This window comes from Fibrobacter sp. UWR4 (genome assembly GCF_003149045.1).
Taxonomy (GTDB): Bacteria; Fibrobacterota; Fibrobacteria; order Fibrobacterales; family Fibrobacteraceae; genus Fibrobacter.
This window is the reverse complement of the sequence record NZ_QGDU01000030.1, coordinates 1-23,206: the sequence shown is the minus strand read 5'-3', so window position 1 is coordinate 23,206 and position 23,206 is coordinate 1. Positions and strand designations below refer to the sequence as shown.

19 protein-coding genes are annotated in these 23,206 nt (G+C 46.2%); 12 read left to right on the top strand and 7 right to left on the bottom strand.

Features of this window, described 5'->3' with window-relative positions:
• Positions 1–183 precede the first annotated feature (183 nt).
• Positions 184–870, top strand: coding sequence for a hypothetical protein (locus BGX12_RS11930; protein ID WP_109736286.1), 687 nt, complete (start codon positions 184–186; stop codon positions 868–870).
• 163 nt (positions 871–1,033) lie between these two features.
• Here the strand turns inward: BGX12_RS11930 and rpiA are convergent, their stop codons facing one another.
• Positions 1,034–1,723: a ribose-5-phosphate isomerase RpiA gene (gene rpiA / locus BGX12_RS11925; RefSeq protein WP_233246381.1), complete on the bottom strand. Its 690-nt coding sequence runs from the start codon at positions 1,721–1,723 to the stop codon at positions 1,034–1,036.
• Positions 1,723–2,361, bottom strand: a complete 639-nt coding sequence (locus BGX12_RS11920) for a peptidylprolyl isomerase (RefSeq protein ID WP_109736284.1) — start codon at positions 2,359–2,361, stop codon at positions 1,723–1,725. Before BGX12_RS11920 ends, rpiA begins: the two co-directional genes overlap by 1 nt.
• Before the next feature lie 114 nt (positions 2,362–2,475).
• On the opposite strand from BGX12_RS11920, the gene BGX12_RS11915 reads away from it, so the two are divergent.
• The 6 genes from BGX12_RS11915 to BGX12_RS11890 all read left to right on the top strand — a co-directional run bounded on the left by BGX12_RS11915 (position 2,476) and on the right by BGX12_RS11890 (position 10,422).
• Positions 2,476–3,204 (top strand): metallophosphoesterase, encoded by a 729-nt coding sequence (locus BGX12_RS11915; protein WP_109736283.1) that lies wholly within the window; start codon positions 2,476–2,478, stop codon positions 3,202–3,204.
• Entirely contained in the window at positions 3,204–3,665 is a 462-nt protein-coding gene (locus BGX12_RS11910; protein ID WP_109736282.1) for a 23S rRNA (pseudouridine(1915)-N(3))-methyltransferase RlmH, read from the top strand. Before BGX12_RS11915 ends, BGX12_RS11910 begins: the two co-directional genes overlap by 1 nt.
• 42 nt (positions 3,666–3,707) lie before the next feature.
• Positions 3,708–4,634: a GGDEF domain-containing protein gene (locus tag BGX12_RS11905; protein WP_109736281.1), complete on the top strand. Its 927-nt coding sequence runs from the start codon at positions 3,708–3,710 to the stop codon at positions 4,632–4,634.
• A 42-nt stretch (positions 4,635–4,676) separates the two neighbouring features.
• Positions 4,677–6,242, top strand: coding sequence for a peptide chain release factor 3 (locus tag BGX12_RS11900; RefSeq protein WP_109736280.1), 1,566 nt, complete (start codon positions 4,677–4,679; stop codon positions 6,240–6,242).
• Positions 6,243–6,383: 141 nt separating this feature from the next.
• Positions 6,384–7,127: a thioredoxin domain-containing protein gene (locus tag BGX12_RS11895; protein ID WP_109736279.1), complete on the top strand. Its 744-nt coding sequence runs from the start codon at positions 6,384–6,386 to the stop codon at positions 7,125–7,127.
• A gap of 112 nt (positions 7,128–7,239) precedes the next feature.
• Positions 7,240–10,422 (top strand): carbohydrate binding domain-containing protein, encoded by a 3,183-nt coding sequence (locus BGX12_RS11890; protein ID WP_109736278.1) that lies wholly within the window; start codon positions 7,240–7,242, stop codon positions 10,420–10,422.
• Between the two features lie 383 nt (positions 10,423–10,805).
• Here the strand turns inward: BGX12_RS11890 and BGX12_RS11885 are convergent, their stop codons facing one another.
• The 5 genes from BGX12_RS11885 to BGX12_RS11865 are packed head-to-tail and all read right to left on the bottom strand — an operon-like array spanning position 10,806 to position 14,549.
• A complete protein-coding gene (locus BGX12_RS11885; RefSeq protein WP_109736277.1) occupies positions 10,806–11,189 on the bottom strand; it encodes a type II secretion system protein in 384 nt (127 codons plus the stop codon).
• Positions 11,179–11,547, bottom strand: coding sequence for a hypothetical protein (locus tag BGX12_RS11880; protein ID WP_146196329.1), 369 nt, complete (start codon positions 11,545–11,547; stop codon positions 11,179–11,181). The genes BGX12_RS11885 and BGX12_RS11880 overlap by 11 nt, the downstream gene beginning before the upstream one ends.
• Positions 11,540–12,757 (bottom strand): hypothetical protein, encoded by a 1,218-nt coding sequence (locus BGX12_RS11875; protein WP_109736275.1) that lies wholly within the window; start codon positions 12,755–12,757, stop codon positions 11,540–11,542. Before BGX12_RS11875 ends, BGX12_RS11880 begins: the two co-directional genes overlap by 8 nt.
• Before the next feature lie 6 nt (positions 12,758–12,763).
• Positions 12,764–14,140, bottom strand: a complete 1,377-nt coding sequence (locus BGX12_RS11870; protein WP_109736274.1) for a GspE/PulE family protein — start codon at positions 14,138–14,140, stop codon at positions 12,764–12,766.
• Positions 14,141–14,159: 19 nt separating this feature from the next.
• The gene (locus BGX12_RS11865; RefSeq protein ID WP_109736273.1) at positions 14,160–14,549 is read right to left on the bottom strand and encodes a hypothetical protein; all 390 of its coding nucleotides are present in this window, start codon (positions 14,547–14,549) and stop codon (positions 14,160–14,162) included.
• 151 nt (positions 14,550–14,700) lie between these two features.
• Here BGX12_RS11865 and BGX12_RS11860 point away from each other — a divergent pair, with 151 nt between their 5' ends.
• The 5 genes from BGX12_RS11860 (at position 14,701) to BGX12_RS11840 (ending at position 23,175) form a co-directional block, all read left to right on the top strand.
• Positions 14,701–15,498, top strand: a complete 798-nt coding sequence (locus BGX12_RS11860) for a fibrobacter succinogenes major paralogous domain-containing protein (RefSeq protein WP_109736272.1) — start codon at positions 14,701–14,703, stop codon at positions 15,496–15,498.
• Between the two features lie 396 nt (positions 15,499–15,894).
• Positions 15,895–16,419 carry an OmpH family outer membrane protein gene (locus BGX12_RS11855; protein ID WP_109736271.1) on the top strand — a complete coding sequence of 175 codons (525 nt, stop codon included), beginning with the start codon at positions 15,895–15,897 and terminating at the stop codon, positions 16,417–16,419.
• Positions 16,409–16,945, top strand: a complete 537-nt coding sequence (locus BGX12_RS11850) for an OmpH family outer membrane protein (protein ID WP_158278239.1) — start codon at positions 16,409–16,411, stop codon at positions 16,943–16,945. Before BGX12_RS11855 ends, BGX12_RS11850 begins: the two co-directional genes overlap by 11 nt.
• Positions 16,946–16,962: 17 nt before the next feature.
• On the top strand, positions 16,963–17,415 hold the full coding sequence (locus BGX12_RS11845) for a hypothetical protein (RefSeq protein ID WP_146196327.1): 453 nt from the start codon (positions 16,963–16,965) through the stop codon (positions 17,413–17,415).
• A 96-nt stretch (positions 17,416–17,511) separates the two neighbouring features.
• Positions 17,512–23,175 carry a hypothetical protein gene (locus BGX12_RS11840; protein ID WP_146196326.1) on the top strand — a complete coding sequence of 1,888 codons (5,664 nt, stop codon included), beginning with the start codon at positions 17,512–17,514 and terminating at the stop codon, positions 23,173–23,175.
• Positions 23,176–23,206 lie beyond the last annotated feature (31 nt).

Below are 23,206 nucleotides of genomic sequence, written 5' to 3'. Positions count from 1 at the left end.
GGCCCAATTTGCCCGAAGCCTTATGGCCGTCAAGCCTCGCAGGAGGCGCTATTAAGATGGCTTTAAGCTAGATCGGAGACTCCTAGGTTAAGTCCGATCCCCTAAACACACGACAGCCACCCCGCTTGCAGGTCTTTTTCCAGCCTGCCTGTGTGGTCAACCCTTACTTATGAGGTGCCCCGAATGGAACAACACATCGCTCTCGCACTGGCCGTTGTCGCCGTAGTGCTCAGCATCGTTATCCTGTCTAAGGTTAACAAGCTCCTTACTATGCTTCGTACTCCGATTTTCAAGAAGCTCACACCGGACATGAACTTGAAGCCGAACTCCCGCCGCCCGATCAGCGGCCAGGAAATGGCTCAGCGCGGTGAAAAGGCTAACAAGGAAAATCGCCAGAACAACGGTAAGGAACGTCCTGCAAAGGAAAATCGCGAAAACAAGGCCGCTGCCGCAGCTCCCGCTCAGCAGCCTGCCGCTAACCGCGAACGCAACAACGAACAGCGTAACGAACGCGGCAACCGCCGTGACCGCCGTGAAGGCCGTCCGGAACGCCAGCGTCGTGAATTCAACGCTCCCGCTGCAGCAGCACCTGCCGAAGCCGCCGCTCCCGTAGCAGCAGCTGAAGCTCCGGTCTCCGCAGCCGCTCCTGCCGAAGCTCCCGCAGTAGCAGAACGCCGTCCCCTCGCTCCGCGTATCCCGGTTGAAACTCCGGCCGCTCCTGCAGCACCTGCAGCAGCTCCCGTTGCAGCTCCGGTTGTCGCCGAAGACGATATCGCTCCCGTCGAAACCACTTTTGATCCGACCAAGGTTCGCTACGGCCGCCGCAACGTGATCAAGAAGGCTCCGGAACTCTCTGACGACGAAGCATAATTGCGCAAGCTATAAAGCTTAAAAAGGAACCCCGATTCGAAAGGACCGGGGTTCTTTTTTTTCAGCCGAATTTTGCCGGAAAATTTCGGGGACGCAGCATACAGAAAAAGTCGCGGTACGTACCGCGACTTTTGTCTTCAAGTTTTAAATGGGCGGGCAGGTCTTAGAATTCGATGAGGCCCTTGTCAGCGTCGGCAAGGATCACCTTGGTTGCCATGTTGATGAACAGACCATGACCCACGATGCCTACGATATGTTCCAGGTCGCGGGCCAGCTTGTCTGCATCTGCGATGGGCGGGAACTTGGCGTCGGCGATGAGGTTGCCGGAATCGCTAATGACCGGACCATCCTTGCCAGGAGCGCCCATACGGACCTTCACTTCACCACCCAGCTTTGCGACTCGTTCGGTAACTACCGCGATTGCGCCCGGGATGATTTCCAGAGGTACGGCGAACTTGGTGCCCAGGACGTCCACCTTCTTGCCGGAGTCCGCGATAATGACGTAGTTGTCGGTCATGGATGCGACGATCTTTTCCAGCAGGTGAGCTGCACCGCGGCCCTTGATGAGGTTGCGGTTGCCGTCGATTTCGTCTGCGCCGTCAATCACCATGTCAAGATGAGAAACTTCGCCCATTTCCTTCAGGGGAATGCCCAGAGCGCGGCACTGCAAGGTAGTGCTCCAGCTGGTAGAGACGCCAGTGACCTTGATGCCTTCGGTCTTGATACGTTCTGCAAGGCGGTTCACCATGTGGGCTGCGGTACTGCCTGTACCGAGACCGACGGTCATGCCGTCCTTGATCATGTCTGCAGCCTTAACGCCAGCTGCCTTCTTCAGTTCGTCCATGGATGCCATTAGCGCCATCTCCTGTAGTTTTCGGGGTTGTGTCCGAAGTCGTCACCAAAGCCTTGGCCGTCTTCGTCTTCAAATTCATTAAAATCGTCTTCGTTTTTATCCGGGAATCCGGATTCCAGTTCGGTGAAGCTGGGGGATTCGATTGCCACCACCTGTACGTCGAAAATCAGGTCCTTGCCGGCAAAAGGATGGTTGCCGTCTACGAGGACCGTATTCTTACGGATTTCCTTGATGGTGTAAATTCCATCGGCTTCGTCTTCGTCGCTGTCCAGGTTCAGTCCCTCGATGAACTCGTCCTCGGATTCAGGCAGCTGGAATTCGCGAATATCCTCGTCCTGGCACATTTCCAGTTCCATGCCAAGCCAGATTTCGCCAATTTCGCGCAGTTCTTCCTTGGGGACTTCGATGACCAGATCCTCACGGAACGGTCCATAACCTTTTTCGGTAGGGATTTCCACGGAAAAAATGTCGTTGACCTTGTGGCCTGTCAAAGCTTCTTCCAGACCCGGAATAATGTTGTTGTATCCGTGGATATAGACAAAAGGATGGGTCGCAGGAACTTCTTCGAGGATTTTACCAGAAAGTTCCTTCAATGTGTAGGCAATGCTGACCTTCAGCTTGTCTTGAATTATTTCCATACAATTTTAAAGATAGAATTTTCATTGTACGTTTCGTAGGCAATCCCCTGCAGAATTAGCTAAAATACTTCTTACTTCCTACCTTCCACTTCATACTTTTATTAAATTAAGCCCATGCTATATGGAATTTGCTCTGATATCCATTCCAATGCCGTGGCTTTCCAGGCGGTCCTGGAATCCATGAAGGAAAATGGGGTGGAACGTCGAATTTGTCTTGGTGATTTGGTGGGCTATGGCGTTGATCCTGATGAATGTGTTCGTCTTGCCCGTGAAAATATGGATGTCTGTCTCATTGGTAACCATGATAGCGTTGCTATCAAGTATGAGTCCAGCACCGGTTTTAATCCCTATGCCAAGCAGGCAATCGAATGGACCCAGAAGAATCTTTCCAAGGAATCCATCGAGTACATGCGCACCTTGCCCTATATCTACGAAGATAATGATATTTGCTATGTGCATGCTTCTCCCTTGAGCCCTGCCGACTGGGTGTACGTTACGGAATTGGAAGACGCCCTGGATGCTTTCGACCATTTTAGCGGTCGTTACTGCTTTGTGGGTCATACCCATAGTCCTGTAATCGTTGCTAGCCGCCCCATGGCCATTCCCAAGATTCTGGACGAATACGAATACACCATCGAGGATACGGAACGCCTGCTGGTGAACGTGGGTAGCGTGGGGCAGCCCCGCGACCGAGATCCCCGTTCCTGCTGGTGCCTGCTGGATTCCGAAACCAAATGCGTCCGACTGATCCGTGTGGATTACGATGTTGCGGAAACTCAGGAACGCATGCGTAAGGCCGGTATGCCCAGCTTCCTCATCGAACGTCTGGCTGTTGGTCGCTAATGCGTTGGGTTCTAGCTGTTTTTGGCAAGGCGGGTTCGCCCTATATCGCCGACGAGGTGGATAAGTACGTCAAGCGGCTTCGTGGGGGAGCCGTCCCTCTGGAAGTGGTGGAACTGAAGGAATCCAAGCTGGACGACCGTCTGCAGTCCCTTGCCCAGGAAGCGGCACTTTTCGAGAAGAAGTTCCCTAAGGCAGAATTCAAGCGGGTGATCCTGTCCGAGGAAGGCAAGCTGATGGATACTGTTAAATTATCCGATACACTTCGTGACCGATTTCCCGGGAATGTGGTTTTTCTGATAGGATCTGCATACGGTATCGATGAAAACCTGAAGAAGTCTGCGGATATGCTGCTTAGCTTGTCTCCCTTGACCTTCACTCATGACCACGCACGCATTATCACTGCAGAACAGCTTTATCGCGTTCAGATGGTTATGCAGAATCATCCTTATCACCATCGCTAAAAAAATGGTTTTTCTTACGGTGCTTGCCTGCAGGCTTTACTGGTGACGCTGGCTTTTGCTATTGGTCATACGGTCCTTTTTAAGTTCAAACCCGAAAGTCCTATTATCAAGTATATCGGCCTTCTGGGAACCCTTGTGACCATCTATACCATGTGCGTCGACAATATTGGTATTTACCTGAGTTACTTCTTTGTTCCCATGATAAGTCTGCTTTACTGCAGCCGCAGGACGTTCTTTCTCATGAGCGCACTCGGATATGCGATGTTGCTTGTAAGTAACTGGCAAATCGCTGAATATTCCGCCAATTTGCGTATCGACATTGATGCGGTTCCATGGTTCATTGGACGTGTCGGTGGGCAGACCATCGAATTTCTGATAATGTTTACCGGCGGCTGTTTCATTAACGAAATCATGATCAAGCATCTTCGTACGATGTACACAAGCGAAGTGAGCCTGAACAATACGGAACGAGAGGCCTATACGGATCAGCTAACGGGCTTGTGGAATCGCCGCTATGTAGACCGAGCCTTCGATAAGTATGTCGTTGTGCAGCATAGCCAGGCTGCCTTCCTGGTGGTGGACATGGACCACATGAAATACGTCAATGACTCCTATGGTCATCTGGAAGGGGACAGGGCCCTCAAGCAGCTTGCAGATATCCTCAAGTCTGTTTTTAACAAGTATGAAAAGGCTACCATCTGTCGCTTCGGCGGTGATGAGTTTACGGTGCTTCTGCCCAACGTAACAACCATCTCCGAACTTACTCTTTGTATCAGCGATTTGATTTCTAGGGTGGATGAAACCTTTAGCAATGATCCTAAGTTGAACTCGATTTCCATTTCCATTGGCGCTGCCTTTACGGATGATCTGGATATGAGCTACCAGGGTGTGTTTGACCGTGCGGACCAGGCTCTCTACGAAGTGAAGAACTCGGGTAGAAACAGCTATCAGATTTACACTGAGATGTAATTTTTACTACCTTTGCGGCGTAAAATTTAAATCGGGCAATTTATGAACGAAGAAATTTCCAAACGCCGTACTTTCGCTATCGTCAGCCATCCTGACGCCGGTAAGACTACCATTACGGAAAAGTTCCTGTGGTACGGAAACGTCATCCGCGAAGCGGGCCATGTCCGTGCAAAGTCCAACCGCAGCTACACTGTTTCCGACTGGATGAAGATTGAACAGCAGCGTGGTATTTCCGTTTCCAGCTCCGTGCTGAACTTCCCCTTTGAAGGTTGCATGTTCAACCTGGTGGATACCCCGGGGCATCAGGACTTCTGCGAAGACACCTACCGCGCCCTTACTGCCGTGGACGCTGCCCTGGTGCTTATCGATAGCGTGAACGGTGTGGAAAAGCAGACCATCCGCCTTATGAACGTCTGCCGCATGCGTCACACGCCCATCATCACCTTCATCAACAAGATGGACCTGGATGGTCGCCATGTGCTGGACCTGCTGGACGAAATCGAGAACATCCTGAAGATCAAGGTGGCTCCCTTTACTTTGCCCATTGGCGTAGGGAAGCTTTTCAAGGGAGTGTATTCCATCGCCGACAACACCTTCCACACCTTCAACAAGGAAGAAGGGGAGCAGCAGCTCATCCAGATGACTGGCCCCGATGATCCTCGACTGGTGGAAATGTGTGGCGAGAACTGGGTGGAGCAGTTCAAGGAAGAATACGAGATGGTCACCGGAGCCATGGACCCGTTCGACCACGAAAAGTTCCTGAAGGGGGAGATGTGCCCTGTGTTCTTTGGCTCTGCCGTGAACAACTTCGGTGTGCGCCAGCTGTTGAACGCCTTTGCTAATCTGGCCCCTCCGCCCCTGGTCCGCGATACGGACAAGCGTCCTGTGGATCCGGGTGAGGAAGCTTTCAGTGCCTTTGTCTTCAAGATCCAGGCTAACATGGATCCCAAGCACCGCGACCGTACTGCATTCCTGCGCATTTGCTCCGGTAGCTTTACCCGTGGCGAAAAGGTGTTCCACGTCCGTACCGGTCGTGACATCCGTCTGGCTGCGCCTACCGCATTCCTTGCCAAGGACAAGGAAGTCATCGACCACGCCTGGGCAGGCGATATCGTGGGTATTAACGACCCGGGCCTGTTCCGCATTGGCGATACGCTTACCGATGGCGAAAAGATCAACTACACCGGCATTCCTGACTTTGCTCCGGAACACTTCGCCCGCGTGACCCTCTTGAACCCGCTGAAGAGCAAGCAGATGGCCAAGGGCCTGGCGGAACTTTCCGAAGAAGGCGCAACCCAGCTGTACGAACCCATGAAGTCCGCAATCCCCGTGATCGGTGTGGTGGGTGAGCTTCAGTTCGACGTGCTCAAGTTCCGCCTCCAGAGTGAATACGGCGCCGACGTGTCCCTGGACCGCGTGCCTGCCCACGGCATCCGCTGGGTCTCCGGTCCCGAAAAGGACGTGAGCAAGTTTGCGGAAGAATACGCCATGGACTGCATGTTCGACAAGGAACGTAACTTAGTTTGTCTGTTCCCCAACGAATATCGCCTGAACCTGGCTATCAAGAACTACGAGAACTTGAAGTTCGCGGAAACTTCCCAGGGCTAATGGACTTTATCAGACGATAAATAGCCTTAAAATCCCCTTTAAAATAAGTGAGTCGCTATTCGCGGCTCACTTCTATTATATATATTTCCACAAAACTGCGGGCGGACTGCGCCTGCTAGACTTTTAACTAAAAGGATAAACATGAAACGATTCTCTATTGCCGCTGCTGCAATTCTTGCTGCTGGACTGGTCGCCTGCAATCAGGCCTCCGCCGGTGGTGCTGTTTCCAACAATGCTGCTGCCCGTATCGACGCACTCGAAAAGAAGGTTGCCGAAATGGAAGCCAGCATGGAAGCTGTAGGCTACATCCTGGAAAAGCGCGCTGGCATGTCTATTGAAGATGCCAAGAAGGAAATGGAAGAAGCCAACAAGGTCTGGGACATTCCTGTTGACGAATCTCCGGTTTTCGGCAACACCACCAACCCGAAGCTCACTATTGTTGAGTTTACTGAATTCCAGTGCCCGTACTGCTCTCGCATTGCTCCCACTGTCAAGGAACTGATGGACAAGCACGCGGACGAAATCAAGTTCGTCTACAAGAACTTCCCCCTGTCCTTCCACCCCAATGCTAAGCCCGCTGCAGCTGCTGCAATTGCAGCCCAGAAGCAGGGTAAGTTCTGGGAATACCGTTATGCTCTGGCACCGCACTCCCGTGAACTGGGCGACTCCATCTACGTCGCTGTGGCTAAGGAAGTGGGCCTCGATATTGACCAGTTCAACAAGGACCGTGTTCTCGACGATGCGATGAATGCACGTATCGACAAGGACTTCAACCTGGGTGCTAAGGTCGGCGTACAGGGTACCCCGAACTTCTACATCAATGGTAAGCGTCAGGATCGCTTCAGCCCGGATCTGGTTGAAAAGCTCCTGAAGGAAGCCAAGTAATTCTGGTTCTTTCTGTGTACGCGACTTCAGGTCGCGAGCGCATTTTGTTGAACTGAATAACTTATTTTACAACTGATTTTTTTAACTAATCTAACCCAAAAGGATACGATATATGATGAAGCGCGCACTGACTGCAGCTACCGTAGCCGTTCTCGGTTTCGGTGTGACTGCATCCATGGCCCAGCCGAAAGCTCCTCGTGTAGTTCCTTACAAGTTCTTTGACGATGCATATCGCGCAGGGGGCTTTGACTACGCTTACGGTGGCAAGAGTAAGGGCATCACCATTACTAAGGATGGCGGCTATAAGTCTAAGGCTGCATTGAATATTAAGCTGGACCCCAGCGAATATTCCGGTGCTTCCGTCTGCCTTTACAACGAAACCTTCGACCTGAACAAGTTCATGCTTGATTCCAAGATCGAATTCATGATCAAGGGTAAGAAGGGCGGCGAACAGCTGAAGATTGGTCTCCTCGATGAAGAAGTTTCTGACGGCAAGAAGACTCAGGTCGTTCTCCCCATGAACAAGTACATCGAAGGTGGCGCTGTCACTACCGATTGGAAGAAGGTTTCCATTCCTCTGGTTGACTTCCCGGATCGTGGTCTCTACTGGGACAACACCCGCAAGTCCGAATTCCCCTCTCGTATTGACTGGGACAAGATCGCTGAAATCCGCTTCTCCATCGATAAGAGCGGCGCAGGCGACTTCGAAGTCTGGGTTGACAATATCGAAGTGGTGAAGGGCAACAAGAAGGCCAAGCCCAAGGCAAAGATTGTCTACTGGGATGAAAATGAAGACGTCATCGATGGCCCGAAGAATGCAGAAAAGCTGGACGGCAAGGTTAAGCCGGTTGCTAACGGCGTGTTCTACTCCAACGGCCTGAAGGGCTTCAGCTACAGCTACGGTGGTCTTTCCGCTCAGCGCGAAGCTGATTCCAAGACCCCGGGTAACCCGAACGTTCTGGCCATGTACATTGATAACAATGACTGGTCTGGCGTTACCTACTCTCTGGGTGAAGGCAAGTACATCAACCTGAAGAACGTCCGTAACAAGGGTGGTCTCTACTTCTGGATCAAGGGTAAGCTTGGTGGCGAAAAGGTATACGTTGGTATTCTGGACAACCAGGGCAACGATATCAAGAGCCAGACCAAGATTAGCCTCAACGACTGGATCGAAGGCTCCAAGGTCGGCACCGATTGGAAGCTGGTTAAGATTCCTCTGAAGAAGTTCGGCGACAAGGGTAAGGCTTGGGACGCTAACAAGCAGGCCGAAGTTGCTAAGGATATCCAGTGGGATAAGATCCAGGAAATCCGTTTCTCTGTTGGCAAGGGTGAAAACCAGGGCGAACCGGGTAAGCCGGCTCCTGTGACCATCTTCGTTGACCAGATTACCTTCACCGAAACCATCGACTGGGTTGACCCGGATATCAAGTGGGATAACTGGAAGTCCAAGGCTCCGGATATGGTTATTTCTGACTTCGAAGGTAAGTTCGCTAAGGATAACTGGGAACCGTCTTTCGGTCCTAAGTCCAAGGCCGAAATCGAAATGCCTCACAAGTCTGCAAACCTCGATGGCAACTCTCTCTGGATTAAGCATTTCGAAATGTCCGACTGGGTTGACTTCGTTCTCGACTTCACCAAGAACGGTGCAAACCACGACGCTAAGGGTCGTGACTGGACCAACCACTGGGGCATTCAGTTCGACGTCTACTCTGAACGTGCATGGCAGTCCATCACTGTCCAGATCGGCGACGCTGGTAACGAACTCTTCGTTTCCAACACTGGTGTACCTCGCGGTCGTACCACTGTGATCGTTCCGTTCCGTACCTTCAGCAAGTTCCCGTACTACCAGCCGCCTACCGCTAAGGAAAACGGCGTGTTTGACCTCAAGGGTGTTGTATCCCTCGACTTCAAACCGGGTGGAGAAGGCTCCAACGGTTCCTTCGAAATCGACAACATTAAGCTCACCAACCAGAAGGAAGTCAAGCAGGCTGAACGCCCGGCAGTTGTTAAGGTTGACGTGAAGGGTACTTCCGACGTCCTCAACCCGAACATCTCTGGTGGCCTCTTCGGTATCAACGCTGCCCTTTGGGATGGCGACATGCTGGACAACAAGAAGTTCAAGACCCAGACTTGGGAATATGCAAAGCGCATCAACCACGGCATTATCCGTTATCCGGGTGGTCTCCGTGCTGATGACGACCACTGGAAGGAAATCCTCGACAACCACGACTGGATGGTCGATACCGACGAATTCCTCGAATGGCTGAAGAAGACTGGTTCCAATGCTATGTTCACTGTCAACTTCGGTTCTGGTACTCCGGAAGAAGCTGCAGCATGGGTGAAGCATACCAACGTTGACAAGAAGGCCGGCATCCTGTACTGGGAAGTGGGTAACGAAGTCTACGGTAACTGGCATCCGTACTACGAAAAGTATGGTAAGGATGGCGGTACCATCTACGGTAAGCGCGCTCGTAAGTTCATCGAAGCCATGAAGAAGGTTGACCCGACCATTAAGGTTGCTGTGCTCGGCGTTCTCGATGGCGCATGGAACGACAACGTTCTTAAGGAAACTGCCGATATTGCCGACGGTATCATCGTCCATCACTATCCGCAGCACTACGGTGAAGAAAACGACTTCGCAATGCTCTCCGCTCCGCAGGACCTGACCCCGATCTACAGCCGTCTCCACAAGACTGTTGACAAGTGGTCTAAGGGTAAGGACAAGAAGCTGGAACTCTGGCTCACCGAATGGAACTCCGTTGACTTCAACCCGGGTCCCCAGACCATCGCTCTCGAAAACGGTCTGTTCGTTGCTGACTACCTCGGTATGCTTGCAACTGAAAATGTTGACAATGCTCAGTACTGGGATATCCATAACGACATCACTCCGGAAGGCGGTGACTATGGTTACCTGACTCGTTCTGCAGAAGAATGCATGAACTGCCCGCGTCCCAGCTACTGGGCATTCCAGATGGCATCCGACGCTCTCCGCGGCAAGCTTCTGAAGACCGAAATCAAGGGTGACAAGGAATCTCTCCTGACCACCTACTACACCGAAAACGGTGGCAAGAAGACCCTCATGGTCATCAACAAGAGCCCCTACAGCGATTACGAACTGAAGCTCGACATTCCTGGCTTCAAGGGTAAGGCTAAGATGCAGGTTCTTGACAAGTCTTCCGAAAAGCTGAAGGAAGGCTGGGCTAACGATCCTTCCAAGAAGGCTAAGGATGTGGACGTTTCCAAGCCGGTTAAGGTTGGCAAGCGTACCGTTACCTTGTTCACCATTGGCAAGTAATCCAGCGGTCATGCCGAACTTGGTTCGGCATCAGCTTTAGCGAAAGAGTCCCTCGCAGAAAATGCGGGGGATTCTTTTTTTTCTATAGACAACTTATCCATAGGACTTTTCGTAGAATTCCCTGATTTTATTGAAGAAAACAAAGTTTTTTTCTTCCTTTGCCGCGGGGTGTTTGGAAGGTGGTTAATCCGCCTGTTTTTTCCTTGACATTTTGGTGTATTGTCGTTATCGGTTTGCCTAAAGCAGGTTCTCCTGTTTTTGCGTATAATGATTGTGGTTAATGAAGCTTATGGTTAGGGGCTTTGTTGGTTAGGAGACCACAAAGAGCGGCGTAGCTTTCGGGCTGCGTCGTTTTTTTTCGCCTTATTCTTGCGTTCTGAATTTTATTTTAAATAGAAGTGGCTATATCCAACGATTTCTTTTGAGGTAGAATCGGTGGCGCCTAGGAAATAGACCAAGGTTCTCTTGCGGTCTACATCCTTGCACTTTGGCTGAGGAAAAGGAAACTCCATATCCAGGGAATCCGCAGAATCTCCAGTGAAATGGAATTCGCCATTTTCTTGGCAGGAGCCTGTATTATCCAGAAGCATCCTGTTGGCCTTGGCCTTCTTGACATTGTATTCGAAGTATTCCTCGTGGGCCTTCTTGTAACTTACGAAGGAACCGTTGGCCGTGCTGAACATGTTCATGGCCTGCGTAAAGAAAATACCAGACACAGCCATGGTCACTATCAACTCGATCAGTGTGAATCCGCGCTTACTTGCCATTGCTTACCTTGTAGCGACAGTAGAACAAAGTTCTTGTGGAGTCAACTATGTTCCTGACGGGTGTAGCCTTGAAGCATTTTTCGTCCCCATCTTCAGTCAACTTGACTAGAATCTCCCAGGCGATACCCTTGCCGTCGCGGTGGGATATAATCGTGTCGCTTGAAACGTTCTCGGTAAGGAGCGTTACCTTGCCCAGCTCCATGCCGTAATTCTCGTTGCGGGCTTTCTGCGTCACGGGACCCTTGTACAAGAAACCAGAAAGCAGAACTCCGGTAGAAACCAGAATACCGAAGCTGATAAGCACTTCCATCAGGGAGAATCCGCGTTTTCCTCGGGCGGCCATGCAAATTTTATTCATAGCTAGGATCCCCGCCGAAATAGACCATGTCTGGCAACATCACGTGTACCGACGTGTCGCCCTTGATTTGACCACCGCGAAGGAACCCGCGCCACAGCGTTTCTCCTTCATAAAATGAAAAGTTGGAAATGGTCATGTAACCTTTCAGCTTTCCTCTGAAATCGACCGTGCCGTTGACGATGATGGCACCTGTAATGTCCACCTCTCCAGAGATTTCCACCGGAATGCCCCTCAGCGATTCATCCCAGTTGTCTCCCAGGAAAATAATGGATGCGTCCTTGGCCTTTAATTTCTTGAAGGCCATTTTTCCCGTATAGTCAACGTCGCTAACCTTTCGCCCCTGAAGCACAAAAGTGTTCTTGGCGTTTTGCACCGTATTGACGTTGATTTCTAAAGAATCCTGTGCGAAAAATACACCGTTCAGTCTGACATTTTCCTTGGCAGAAATAGTTCTTGCTGTAATATCGCCATGCTCTATTTTTGAACGTTCCCTAATAAAGACCCGTTCTGCTTGAATTTTGCAGCCCTTGCAGCGGGAATCTCCCTGCAGTACGACTGTAGCGCAGCTAAGTTCCTCTGGCACCAAGTCTACGCCGTCAAAAACACAGTTCTGCTGAGAAAATTTATCGGCAAAGTTTTTTCTGCTAAGTTCTGGATAGTACTTTAAGGTGTCGAAATAGGGGAGGGTGTCACCCACATAAACCGTGTCGTAGAAAGCCTCCTTGGAGGCTCTCATCTTGTAGTTTGTGCTGTAAGAAACGCTGCCCCTTTTTGTGGCGGTACCACCCTCAATTCGAGCGTCACCCACTAAGGCGATGGATGACTGTGGGGCGGTTAACACCAGTGCCGGGCGAGATTTTGGTATAAATCCGGTGTGTACCGACAGCGTCTTGGAGGAGTCCCTGTTATGAGCTTCCAACCTGGCAAAGGCGCCATCCTGAAAATGCCTAATAAAGAATCCGATAGACCTGTCCTTGGAGGAGTAAGTCAAGGAGTCCGTTCGCCAGGGCTTGCCCTCTTGGGCCATACGGTAAAAGGAATAATTGGCTGCAGATTCCAGCTCCAGCTCCGCCTGGATATTTTTGTATCGTCTGAAGGAATCCTGGCGCTCCTGCTTTACCATTTCATAGAAAGAAAAGGAAAGATACCCGATAACGAGCAAAATGACAATGGTCAGTGGCAGAGTGTAGCCTTGCTTGCTGCCAAACATAAAGTCCTACACAATGGCTTCTGCAGAAACTTCCGCATCGGTGGTAAGGCCTGCGGCCACCTTTTCGGCACCGTCCACAGCCAAGGTTTTCATGCCCAGCTCAATGGCCTTTTTCTTGAGCTCCGCCGAGGTGGCGTTCTTGTGAACCATCTCGCGCAAAGTCTCGGACATGGGCATCATTTCGTAAAGGCCAACGCGGCCCTTGTAACCGCTGCCGCCGCAAGTCAGACACTGGGGATCCTTACCGCCGCACTTGGGGCAACCCCTACGAACCAGGCGCTGGGCCATAATGAAGTTCACCGCCGAGGCCACCAGGAACGGCTCGATACCCATGTCGATCAAGCGCACCACTACAGAGGGAGCGTCGTTAGTATGCAAGGTGCTGAAAACCAGATGGCCCGTAAGAGCCGCACGAATAGCCAGCTCCGCCGTTTCGCTGTCACGGATTTCACCCACCATGATCACATCTGGATCCTGGCGAAGCAAAGTACGCAATGCTGCCGCGAAAGTCAAGTCAATCTTGGTGTTGACAGCGGTCTGGGTGATACCATCCAGCTTGTATTCGATCGGTTCTTCGATAGTGGAAATATTCAGTTCCGGGCTACGGATCATCTGCAATAAGGTGTACAATGTCGTAGTCTTGCCGCTACCCGTGGGCCCTGTAATCAGGAACATGCCGTAGGGCTTGCGAATCTCGCTTTCGCACAAGGCAATCTGCTGCGGGTTCATACCCAGGGAATCCAGCTTATGGATAATCTGGCCCTTGTCCAAAAGACGCAAAACCATCTTCTGCCCGTAATCCGTGGGCAGTGCAGAAACACGGATATCCACATTCTTGGTGCCATCGTCGAAATGAATACGACCATCGAGAGGGCGTCTTTTCTCGGCAATGTCCATGCTTGCCATAATCTTCAAACGAGAAATCACCTCGGAAATGGAACGCAAAGGCAGCTTACGGGCCACCTTCAGCACACCATCCTTGCGAAAACGCACCAGAAACGATTTTTCGCCCGGCTCGAAGTGAATGTCGGAAACGCCAGTATGCATGGCTTCGGAAATAATCTCGTTCACAAGTCGGATAACGGGGGAGTTTGACTTGTTTGCTGCAGAATCAGAACCGAAATTAGGAACAGCCCTTTCGGCGAAGGCGGCAATCCACTGAACAATCTTATCTTCGCTGGCCTGGATAGGGCGAATGAAAACGCCTGCGCAAACCTGGATATCGTTGATCAAGTCAAAATCGTAGGGATCGGCTACGGCTACAGAAAGAATGCGGGACTCTTCGTTGTAATCCACCGGCAATGCGGAAAACCGCAGCATCTGCTCCTGCGTCAAGAAACGCAAGGCGCTTTGTGAAGGCGGATTCTTAAGCTCGAAGGACATTGGAGTTTGAACGATTGGATTAATCGTTGTCGGTGTCGGCGGTGTCGGTCGGAACAAGGAACAAACTGATGGAACGCAGAATAATGTTCAGTGCCGTGTCGGGATTGCTGATCACATCCACCGTGTCCTTGGGGAAGTAGCCTTCCTTGGTGACGACAATCTGGTTCACATAGCTTTCTTCAGAAGGGAAGATCACTGTGCCGCTGGAGTTTGTCTTGAGATTCTGTGCGGCCTGAACTTCGTTTGTCAATTCCACATTGGCATCCTTGACGGATTCGCCAGAAATCTTGTCGGTGACGATCACCGTGTAACGCACAGGAATGCGGTTGTCGCTGTCTTCATCTTGAAGACATGCGGTAATGGAAATTGCCAGCGATGCGAGTATTAAGAGAAAAAAGAATTTCTTCATGAGAACCCCCGTTCGCCGCCAAATTTAGTAAAAACTGTTGATAATCAATATTATTTTTTTGTTGCAATGTGTTTTTGTTGGGAACTCTTTAAAATTTGATGAAGGCCTTTATTTTTTTTATATTTAAGTTCAATTTTACAGGAGGATTTTTATGAAAAAAAATCGTTTAATCGGAGCTTGCGTAGCATCGTTGGCCTCTATTTTGTTGATTGCTTGTGGAAGTGGTTCTTCTTCAAGTAGCGCTGATGACAATGTAACCTATGGAACCTTGACGGACTCTCGTGATGGTCAGTCTTACAAGACCTTGACTATTGGTGGACAGACTTGGATGGCCGAGAACCTGAACTATCGCTATGTGGGCGTGAAACATGATTGCTGTGAAGGGAAGGGCATGACCGATTCCTCAAGTTGGTGCTTCAATGACGATGCTGGAAATTGCTCTAAATATGGCCGCCTTTATTCCTGGAGTGCTGCAATGGATAGCGCAGGATTGGTTTCCTCTGCGAACGCAGACGCTGCGTGCGGTAATGAAACTACTTGTACGCCAAATGTGCCTCATAGAGGTGTGTGCCCCGAAGGATGGCATGTGCCTACTTTGGCGGAATGGTCGAGTTTTGCCACCGTTGTTGGCGGTAAGAAATGCGGCGATACGGAAAAATGCCCGAATGTGGGCGGCATTCTCAAGTCAACTAGTGGTTGGCTTGACGAGGGAGGCTTTTTTGCCCGTTATGACGGCTATGACGAAATCGGCTTTACCGTTCTGCCTGGTGGTGTAAGAGGTATAAATGGACGCTATTTAAAAGAGGGAGAACAAGGCTCTTTCTGGAGTACCGCGGAAATCGATGAAGGTAACGCGTATTACCGCTATGCGGTAAACTACGATTCCACATTCATACCTTATTCAAATTACAAACCTGTTGGATTGTACATTCGTTGCGTGAAGGATTGATTTTAACAGTAATGGTGGGATGAAAATCCCGCCTTTTTTTATTCCTAATTAGACAAAGAATGTAAAAATAAACAAACGTTTTTTTATAAGTTAGCAACTCATTGTGGTTTATGAGATTACGTAGTTTATTATGATTTTCAAATTAAATATAAACCAAACGTTTGTTAACAAATAGAGTTGTTTGTGTTGATAAATTGTTTGTTGATTTTGTTTGTTTTACAAAGTGTGAGCCTTGTCACTTTTGTTGGCTTTTTCTATCTTCGCGACGGCTTTGTAGATTTTCTTATCTAAGGAGGGATAGGACTAATTTATGTGGGTTATTCTGGAGGATTTTTAATTTCCATTATTAGAAAATTTTTCCTTGTTTAGAAACAGGGGACTTTTAGATAATTTGTGATGAATATGAAAATAACAAACTCGTTAAATATTTTGGCTTTGGGCTTGTCCACAGTTTTTTTGATTCTTGCGGTGTTTTTTTTTCATCAGCAGCAAGAGCCTTTTGCGTTCATTGATTCTGATCAAGTTCTAGCAAAATACGAACCATTGCTTTTGGCTAATGACGCGGTACGTGTCAGGGATCAAGAAATTGAAAATAAGATGAAGGTTTATGAAGATTCCTTGGCAAGATTAATGGACTCTCTCTCTGTTCGTCGAGGTGAAGAAGAGGAGCTGTTGAATTTGCTTAATCTAGAAAGCAATATACAAAGACATAAACTTGTTGACTCAACAAGCATTTATGCTCAAAATGAGTTGAAAACATCCATTGACATGTTTAATAAGATGGCTGCCAAATATTGCAAAAAAAACAAATTACACCTTTTGTTTAGCACCAGCAATAACACGATTGTTTTTGGTACAGGTAGTAAAGCTGATGTCTCAAATAGTTTCATCAAATTTATGGAAGGTAAAAATGCAAAATAAGAACGTGATTAGTTTACTTGCTATTGCAGCAGCAATAGCAGGCTTTTTAGTGTTGGGAATTTCTAAGCAGAGTCAAATATCTTATGGCTTTGTAAATACAGAAAAACTTCTTGAATCCTTTGTTGAATCCAACCGTGCAATGGAAGAAATTAGGGCCGAAGAAAAAAAATGGGTTGAAAGTAGAACAATCATTGAAGACTCTCTTAAGGCTTTTGAACAACGAGTCTCTTTGATTTATGATACAGCCTCTGTAAAAAAGAAGACTGAGCTTAAAGATGAACAAGTTCGTCGAATTGAGGAACTCGGCCGTTTTAATCAGTCTTATTCTAATCGCATACAAAATATGCGTGTTGAAAAACTTGGTAGTATTTACCAAAAAATTAATACAGCCATGAATGATTATGCCCGTGAAAAAGGCTTGGATGTTGTTTTTGCCTCTAGCAATGGTAGTATTGTATATGGAGATGGTTCAAAGGCTGATATCACGGCAGATTTCCTTGTTTTCCTGAATAAAAGATTTAAGTAAAAATGAAATCTTATTTTATGAATAGATTTCTTTTCCTGGCATCCTTTATAGGGGTGTTTTCTGCATGTTCCACAGAGTTGGATAAAGACACTTATGTGAAATACTACGAGTCTAGATGCATGTCGGAAGTAAATCAAAGTGATTTTGTCTTTAGGATTATGGAATTGACCCCAGGTTATGAAAAGGCGAAGTGGGGCTCGTCTCTAGATTCTTCGTATAGGGTTCTTTTATGGGTTTATCCAAGAAGTGATGCTGTTTTTAGTGACGTTTTTATTCTTTCTAAACAGGACACCATTAGACCTTTAGCAACAAGAAAAACGCCTCTTTTTGAAACCGGTAATACGGATTCTTTTTCTTTTGTATTTGGTGAAAAACCTCAAAAAACTGAATTGCACATTCAAAATTATAATGATCGAATTGGAAACATTGTAATTACAGCAAAAAATTGTCAACACATCCGATTAAAGTAAAAAATATGAATAAGCTTAAACTTTGTTCTGTTTTTCTAGTCCTTGTAAGTATTTATTCTTATGCATTGCAGGGGGGGACCTGTTCAACCTGATTACATGCAGTTTGAACCTTCAAAAATGTCAGATATGGTTAATATGCAAACTGGTGATTTTGCGTATTCATTGCCGCTTGGTGAAGTGCCGGGTCCATATGGTAATTATCCACTTAGCATTGCATACCATGCTGGAATTACTCCAAATCAGGAAGCAACGTGGGTTGGACTTGGCTGGGTTTTGAATCCTGGTGTTATCAACCGTGATATTCGAGGTGTTCCTGATGATCAGTTTCATGGTGGAACCTTAGGATTTATTTATCAATACTCTGCAATGCGCACGTGGAGTGTTAATCTTGGTTGGAGTTATGGCGTAGTAAGTGCCGGAATGAGCTGCACAAGTCAGGGTGGCATGGGTTACTCAGCCACTGTTGGTACACAGATTGCCGGTGTCGTTAACGTTGGCTTTACTGTAGGCACAGATGCAATCGGATTAAGTGCCGGTGTTGGAAACGATTATGTCGGTGTAAATACAAGTTTGATGTTCTCGACGAAAGATGGGACACCAACTGTGGGTGTTGGCGGCCGTTTAGGCTCGACAGTCGATGTGTCTGCTGGGGTTCAATATACTCCGGGACAGAAGGTGTCTAATCGTGTTGGTTTTGGCGTCAGCGATTCTAAGACAAACCCCAATACAGATGTGACAGAAACGAATCGTATTGGAATGACAGTATCTTCCAGTGGTGTTGGTATAGAAGCGTCTAATACACTTAAAGATTCAGAAGGTAAAACCATTGCATCTAAACCAATTGAGGCTTCTGTAACAAATGCAAATAACTCCAAAGGCCATAATAAGACATCTACTGCGGGCTTTGCCCTGGTTATTCCGACCTATGTCGGCGTTTTTTCGTTTGGTTATAGTCAATCCTTGCATGAATATCATTTAAGATCAGCAACATCCGATTATTTATATGGATATATGTATCAAGCAGGACCGGCAATTGTTGCTGATGGTGCTAATGAAATTTCTTACTTGCCTAAAGGAATGGAGGACTATAGGGAAAGTGGTAGTGATATCCCATGGAATTGGACGATAAAGGGAAGATCTCTTGAAACTGTAGGCCGTCAAAACATGTCTCCGGCGTATGATATGTATTCTGTTTCTTCAGAGGGCTTGTCTGGTTCGTTTAGACCATTTGCAAGAGAAAATCATAGCATCTATGTATATCATAGCGATAAACGGACAACAAAAAATAATTCAGAGGATTATACTCAAGTTCTTATGGATTCTGCTGATGGATTTTCATATGTTAATGAATTTGTTGATCCTTTGGAAAAGAATAATTATGATTATGGATTTTGTCTGAGTGAGGAATCATGTTCCCCGTACGCCCTTTATGAAACTCGTTTCAGAAATGGTGGTAATAGGCTTGTATATAGGAAAAATAAGGATGTAAAGGATACGATTCACTCTGGCATTAACTTCCTCTTTGCAGGAGATGCTGGCGGCTACTATGAAAGTGACGTCCCCGAAAATGTAAAGAAAACTGATCGTAAGAGTGTGTCTTCTTTGCTCCTCAGCAAGAAAATCGGTGACTATACCTACGCTCTTTATGGATCTCGAAAAATAGAACCTATCTTGGAAGATGATTCTCCGGTTGGAAAAATTAAAGGGTTTGTAGTTACAAAATCTGACGGTGCAAAATATTTCTTCACCCAACCTGTGAAATCATATTTGAAAATAGACTACTCTCTTAATGCTGAAAAGGGAGTCCCTGTTTTTCGGGATAAGAATGGAGATGCCGATGAGGACTTTCTTAAAACAATCTTAGAGGGCGTTGGCGAGTTTGCAAAGGGAGTTGTAAACCGATGGATCGATGGAATAACAAGATATTCGATTTTTGGTATTAAGCAATGGCAGGATGATCTTTCTGGCGAAAGTGTAGAAAACATTTGTAAAGGTATCGATGTTGATGGTAAATCAGACGATCAATATTTCTTTTCTTACAATGTTAATACGAATCCATTTGCAACCCAATGGCTGATTACAGAAATTCAGGGGGCAGATTTCGTAAAGCTTGATGAAAATAACATAGAGAAAAATATTGGTTTTAATGTGAAGTTTGGCTATACTAAGCCTCAAATTTACCGCTGGAGAACACCTTTTGCTCGTCCGGATATCATGCCAGAAGATATGCCAAACAGTCGTGTTCCCAAAAACGGGTTTACTCCCAGTGGATGCGACACAAGAATGTATCAGGCTGCAATGGGCGTGAAGGAATATGTTTACCTGGATTCCATTGAAACTTCAACACACAAGGCGAAGTTTGTTCTAAATGATATAACGACAGAAAAAAGAGTAGATGGCAAAGGATTTATGCCAAAATCCCTTTCTGATGTCGAAAGTGAGAATAATCAAATTCCCATTTTTATCCAAGCTTCTTTGGGTTTAGTGTTAAAGTATCAAGGTAAAAATAAATCATCGAATAAGACTAAGTACGAATATGTCGCAAAGGATGGATGGCTTTATGTAAATTCTGAAATTCCAGATGCTGTGATTGCCAACATGAAAAAGCGTGGCTATATAAATATACTGGGCTTAGATAATGACATGTTTGGATTAAATAGTAAACTTGTAAAAGTACGAGTTGATGAAAATACGTCGCAGGTAGAAAAAACTACAGGAGCAGATGTAAAGAATGGACTTTATAGATTAAAGGTTTCACTACCACCACAGAGTAAAATAACCTTCCACCAGGAAGTAAAGGGTGACAACCCTTCTTTAGAACAAGATGAAAGTTTGATTGTGGGTGAAAATGGTGATTATAAACAAAACCTGTACATAAACTGGGGTAATATGGTATGGAATAAAGATCTTGAAAATGACGCCGAAAATTCCATGCGTTACCTTAAGAGAATTGATTTTTATAAGAAAAATGTAGAGAAGCCGTACAAGAAGTTTGAATTTGCTTACGACTATTCATTACAACCAAAGACTTTAAACTCATATTGTGATAACCATTATCCGTTGACTAATGATGATATTGTAAATTCTCCGGATTCCGTTGGCCTTAATGTTTGTGCGGAAAATCTGGATAAGAATTATTTATATGGAAAATTGACTCTAAGAGGTATAACAGAATATGGCTGTCTGGGCGATCGTTGTGCAAGCCTTCCGCCGTTTAAGTTTGACTATAATTCTCCTTCTGAAACGTCGACACGACTCAGTTCAAAAGATGGATGGACTACTCTTGCAAAGGGCATAACAGAAGGTTCTTCTGAAACCGTTACGCAGATGTATCCTGAGGAATACTATAGTAGTATTACAGATGTGGATGCTTCAATTTTGGCAACAAACAACTCTGTTGACGAATGGGGCTTCTGGGAGTATCGAGCTACCGAGGAAAACCATAAAACTAATCAAAAGCTGGCAGATTATAGTGCGGCAACATGGAGCCTAAACAAGGTCATTGATCCTGCTGGTGGCGTAATGGAGGTTGAATACGAACGAGACACTTATGGTAATGGCGAAGATTATGGGGATGATAAGAAATATGTTCCTGTGATTGGATTTAATAAGTGCAGTGAATACAGTGTCGTTGGAACAATTGCTGATAATTTGAAAGAGAATCTTTGCGTTGAAATACAAAAGTTGTATTGGCGTGAACAATGTCTTGGTCCAAAGGCCGAATTTTGGGATGTCAAAAAACCTGTTGGATATACAGGTGACGGCTTTGAATATCTCGAATACCTTGGTATTGACAAAGCTAAGCAAAGCAACCTTTATTTTAACCTGACATCAGGTGTAAAAACTACTGTTGATTGTGGTATTTGGTCAACTTGTGATCGACCTCGCTCTGCTGCTATTGTTGCAGACGGTAAAGTTGTTGATATTCTAGATAGAAACGATAAAGAATCAAAGTTAATTGTTCTAAATCGAGACTATAAAACCATCAGTGATGCTTTTGTTTACGCTGCAGAAAAGATTAATCCTGATCCTGATTATGATTGGAAAACACAAAAAAAAGACCGTGGTGGCTTTATGTGGGCGGAAAATCGCCTTGATATAATGAAAGGTGGTGATATTCGTGTTACGAAACTTAAAAGATATGACATTGATCGAACTGCAGAAACTTCTTACGACTATGGCGTTGGTGAATTAGCCTTGCTTCCTGATTCTGCGTACAATGCAGTTTTGGCTAATAGGTATTATACAACAAAAGTTATGTACCCATTGCCGGATCTTTCCATGCAACCTATGTCAAGAATTGTTGGATTTAACGATGATGATATTGATTTTGTTCCTGGTTCTAAAATTACTTATCCTGTGGTCTCTGTCAAGAATACTACGGGAGGAGATACATCTCGAGTTAATGGCCGAACCGAGTTCAAATATGTTACTCCAGAAACAGGTGTTCCTAAAGAATTTGTTGATTCTGAAACTGCGAAACTTTTAAAACCATTCTTGAAGATAAATGCTCAGCTGATGTATTGGGGTGAAAAATCTCATGAAAAGACGTATCGTTCATACAAGGTTTGCTATGAATTGCTTGGTAGCAATTCTGCTCGTATTGCTGAAGAGGAAAGATGTATTCCGATGCTTGAAAATGAACATAAATCTGTTTATTTCTATGCAGATAACATAAGAGACGTTGAACAACTTAAGGTTACTGTTTCAATTAATCCTAAAACTTCCTTTTCGAATACAATTGATTTAAAGGGTTCTCTTAAGGATTATAACGAGATTGCTATTTCAAATGATGCGCAATTTGGTAAGGAATATTTAAAGATTCATAAGAAATGGTTTCGCTCACACAAAGATGGTTATTTCCCCATTCTTTACAAGAATGTTGAGTATTCTAAGGAATGGTATACTTTGCAGGGAATTAAAAAGAGTGATGTTGACAAAGAAGAGGTCAAGTTAGATATTGAAAAGAAGGTAACTTACCATGATTTGACTGCATTCCTCGGCTTAAACTATAAGACAACATTCTTCCGTGGAAATCAGAATGAAATTGTAATAAAGGCTGATTCCACCGTTTTCAGTACAATGGCAACGGATGTACTTGATAGTGCTGTAGATGCAAACAATACTGACATTAAGAAGAAAGTCGGTCGTCAGGTTGAACATTGGAATGTTGAAAATCGTTTAAGTTGTGGTGATAATGATAAGGGCTTTGGTGATGATGACGTTTGTGAGAAGAATTATCCCTACTTGTATGAAAAGAATGACAAGGCAGTATCTTCTTTCGTTACGTATATTCGCTACCCTGCATTCGTGATAAACACAATATCGATGACTGGTTATGACATTTCTGATACGATAAATTATGAATCTAAATTGACTAAAACTGAAATGGAAAACCACAGATTTGATCCAGTTACAGGTTCCCCGACAGCAACTCTTGCAAAGGTTGCTGCTCCGAATGGTTTGCAAGAAAGGAAGTTGACCGTGACAACGCCCTACTATACCTTTGGAGAAAAGAGTCCGGTTTCTAAAGAAATGTTCTTAAGAAATATGCTTACACAATCTTATGTACAAGAAATTTATACCGGAAAAACAGATGTAAATGACGATTGGAGAAGTATTAGAAATGGTGAAAAACTTCGAAGCTTCGTAGTAACGCCTTATGGATTTATGTCCAAGGATGTATGGAAAAATAAGGCTCTTCATCAACATGTGTGGGTGGCTTCGCCACCCTTTTTTGTTGACTTTCGCCTAAATTAAACAAAAAATGGGCTATTTTCTAAAATTTAAT

Excerpts from the sequence above, each read along its gene's own strand:
- BGX12_RS11885 (WP_109736277.1), bottom strand. The coding sequence starts at position 11,189 with ATGGCAAGTAAGCGCGGATTCACACTGATCGAGTTGATAGTGACCATG.
- BGX12_RS11855 (WP_109736271.1), top strand. The coding sequence starts at position 15,895 with ATGAATATGAAAATAACAAACTCGTTAAATATTTTGGCTTTGGGCTTG.
- BGX12_RS11910 (WP_109736282.1), top strand. The coding sequence starts at position 3,204 with ATGCGTTGGGTTCTAGCTGTTTTTGGCAAGGCGGGTTCGCCCTATATC.
- BGX12_RS11840 (WP_146196326.1), top strand. The coding sequence starts at position 17,512 with ATGCAGTTTGAACCTTCAAAAATGTCAGATATGGTTAATATGCAAACT.
- BGX12_RS11920 (WP_109736284.1), bottom strand. The coding sequence starts at position 2,361 with ATGGAAATAATTCAAGACAAGCTGAAGGTCAGCATTGCCTACACATTG.
- BGX12_RS11890 (WP_109736278.1), top strand. The coding sequence starts at position 7,240 with ATGATGAAGCGCGCACTGACTGCAGCTACCGTAGCCGTTCTCGGTTTC.
- BGX12_RS11900 (WP_109736280.1), top strand. The coding sequence starts at position 4,677 with ATGAACGAAGAAATTTCCAAACGCCGTACTTTCGCTATCGTCAGCCAT.
- BGX12_RS11850 (WP_158278239.1), top strand. The coding sequence starts at position 16,409 with ATGCAAAATAAGAACGTGATTAGTTTACTTGCTATTGCAGCAGCAATA.
- BGX12_RS11875 (WP_109736275.1), bottom strand. The coding sequence starts at position 12,757 with ATGTTTGGCAGCAAGCAAGGCTACACTCTGCCACTGACCATTGTCATT.
- BGX12_RS11895 (WP_109736279.1), top strand. The coding sequence starts at position 6,384 with ATGAAACGATTCTCTATTGCCGCTGCTGCAATTCTTGCTGCTGGACTG.
- BGX12_RS11865 (WP_109736273.1), bottom strand. The coding sequence starts at position 14,549 with ATGAAGAAATTCTTTTTTCTCTTAATACTCGCATCGCTGGCAATTTCC.
- BGX12_RS11930 (WP_109736286.1), top strand. The coding sequence starts at position 184 with ATGGAACAACACATCGCTCTCGCACTGGCCGTTGTCGCCGTAGTGCTC.
- BGX12_RS11915 (WP_109736283.1), top strand. The coding sequence starts at position 2,476 with ATGCTATATGGAATTTGCTCTGATATCCATTCCAATGCCGTGGCTTTC.
- BGX12_RS11860 (WP_109736272.1), top strand. The coding sequence starts at position 14,701 with ATGAAAAAAAATCGTTTAATCGGAGCTTGCGTAGCATCGTTGGCCTCT.
- BGX12_RS11845 (WP_146196327.1), top strand. The coding sequence starts at position 16,963 with ATGAATAGATTTCTTTTCCTGGCATCCTTTATAGGGGTGTTTTCTGCA.
- BGX12_RS11870 (WP_109736274.1), bottom strand. The coding sequence starts at position 14,140 with ATGTCCTTCGAGCTTAAGAATCCGCCTTCACAAAGCGCCTTGCGTTTC.
- BGX12_RS11880 (WP_146196329.1), bottom strand. The coding sequence starts at position 11,547 with ATGAATAAAATTTGCATGGCCGCCCGAGGAAAACGCGGATTCTCCCTG.
- rpiA (WP_233246381.1), bottom strand. The coding sequence starts at position 1,723 with ATGGCATCCATGGACGAACTGAAGAAGGCAGCTGGCGTTAAGGCTGCA.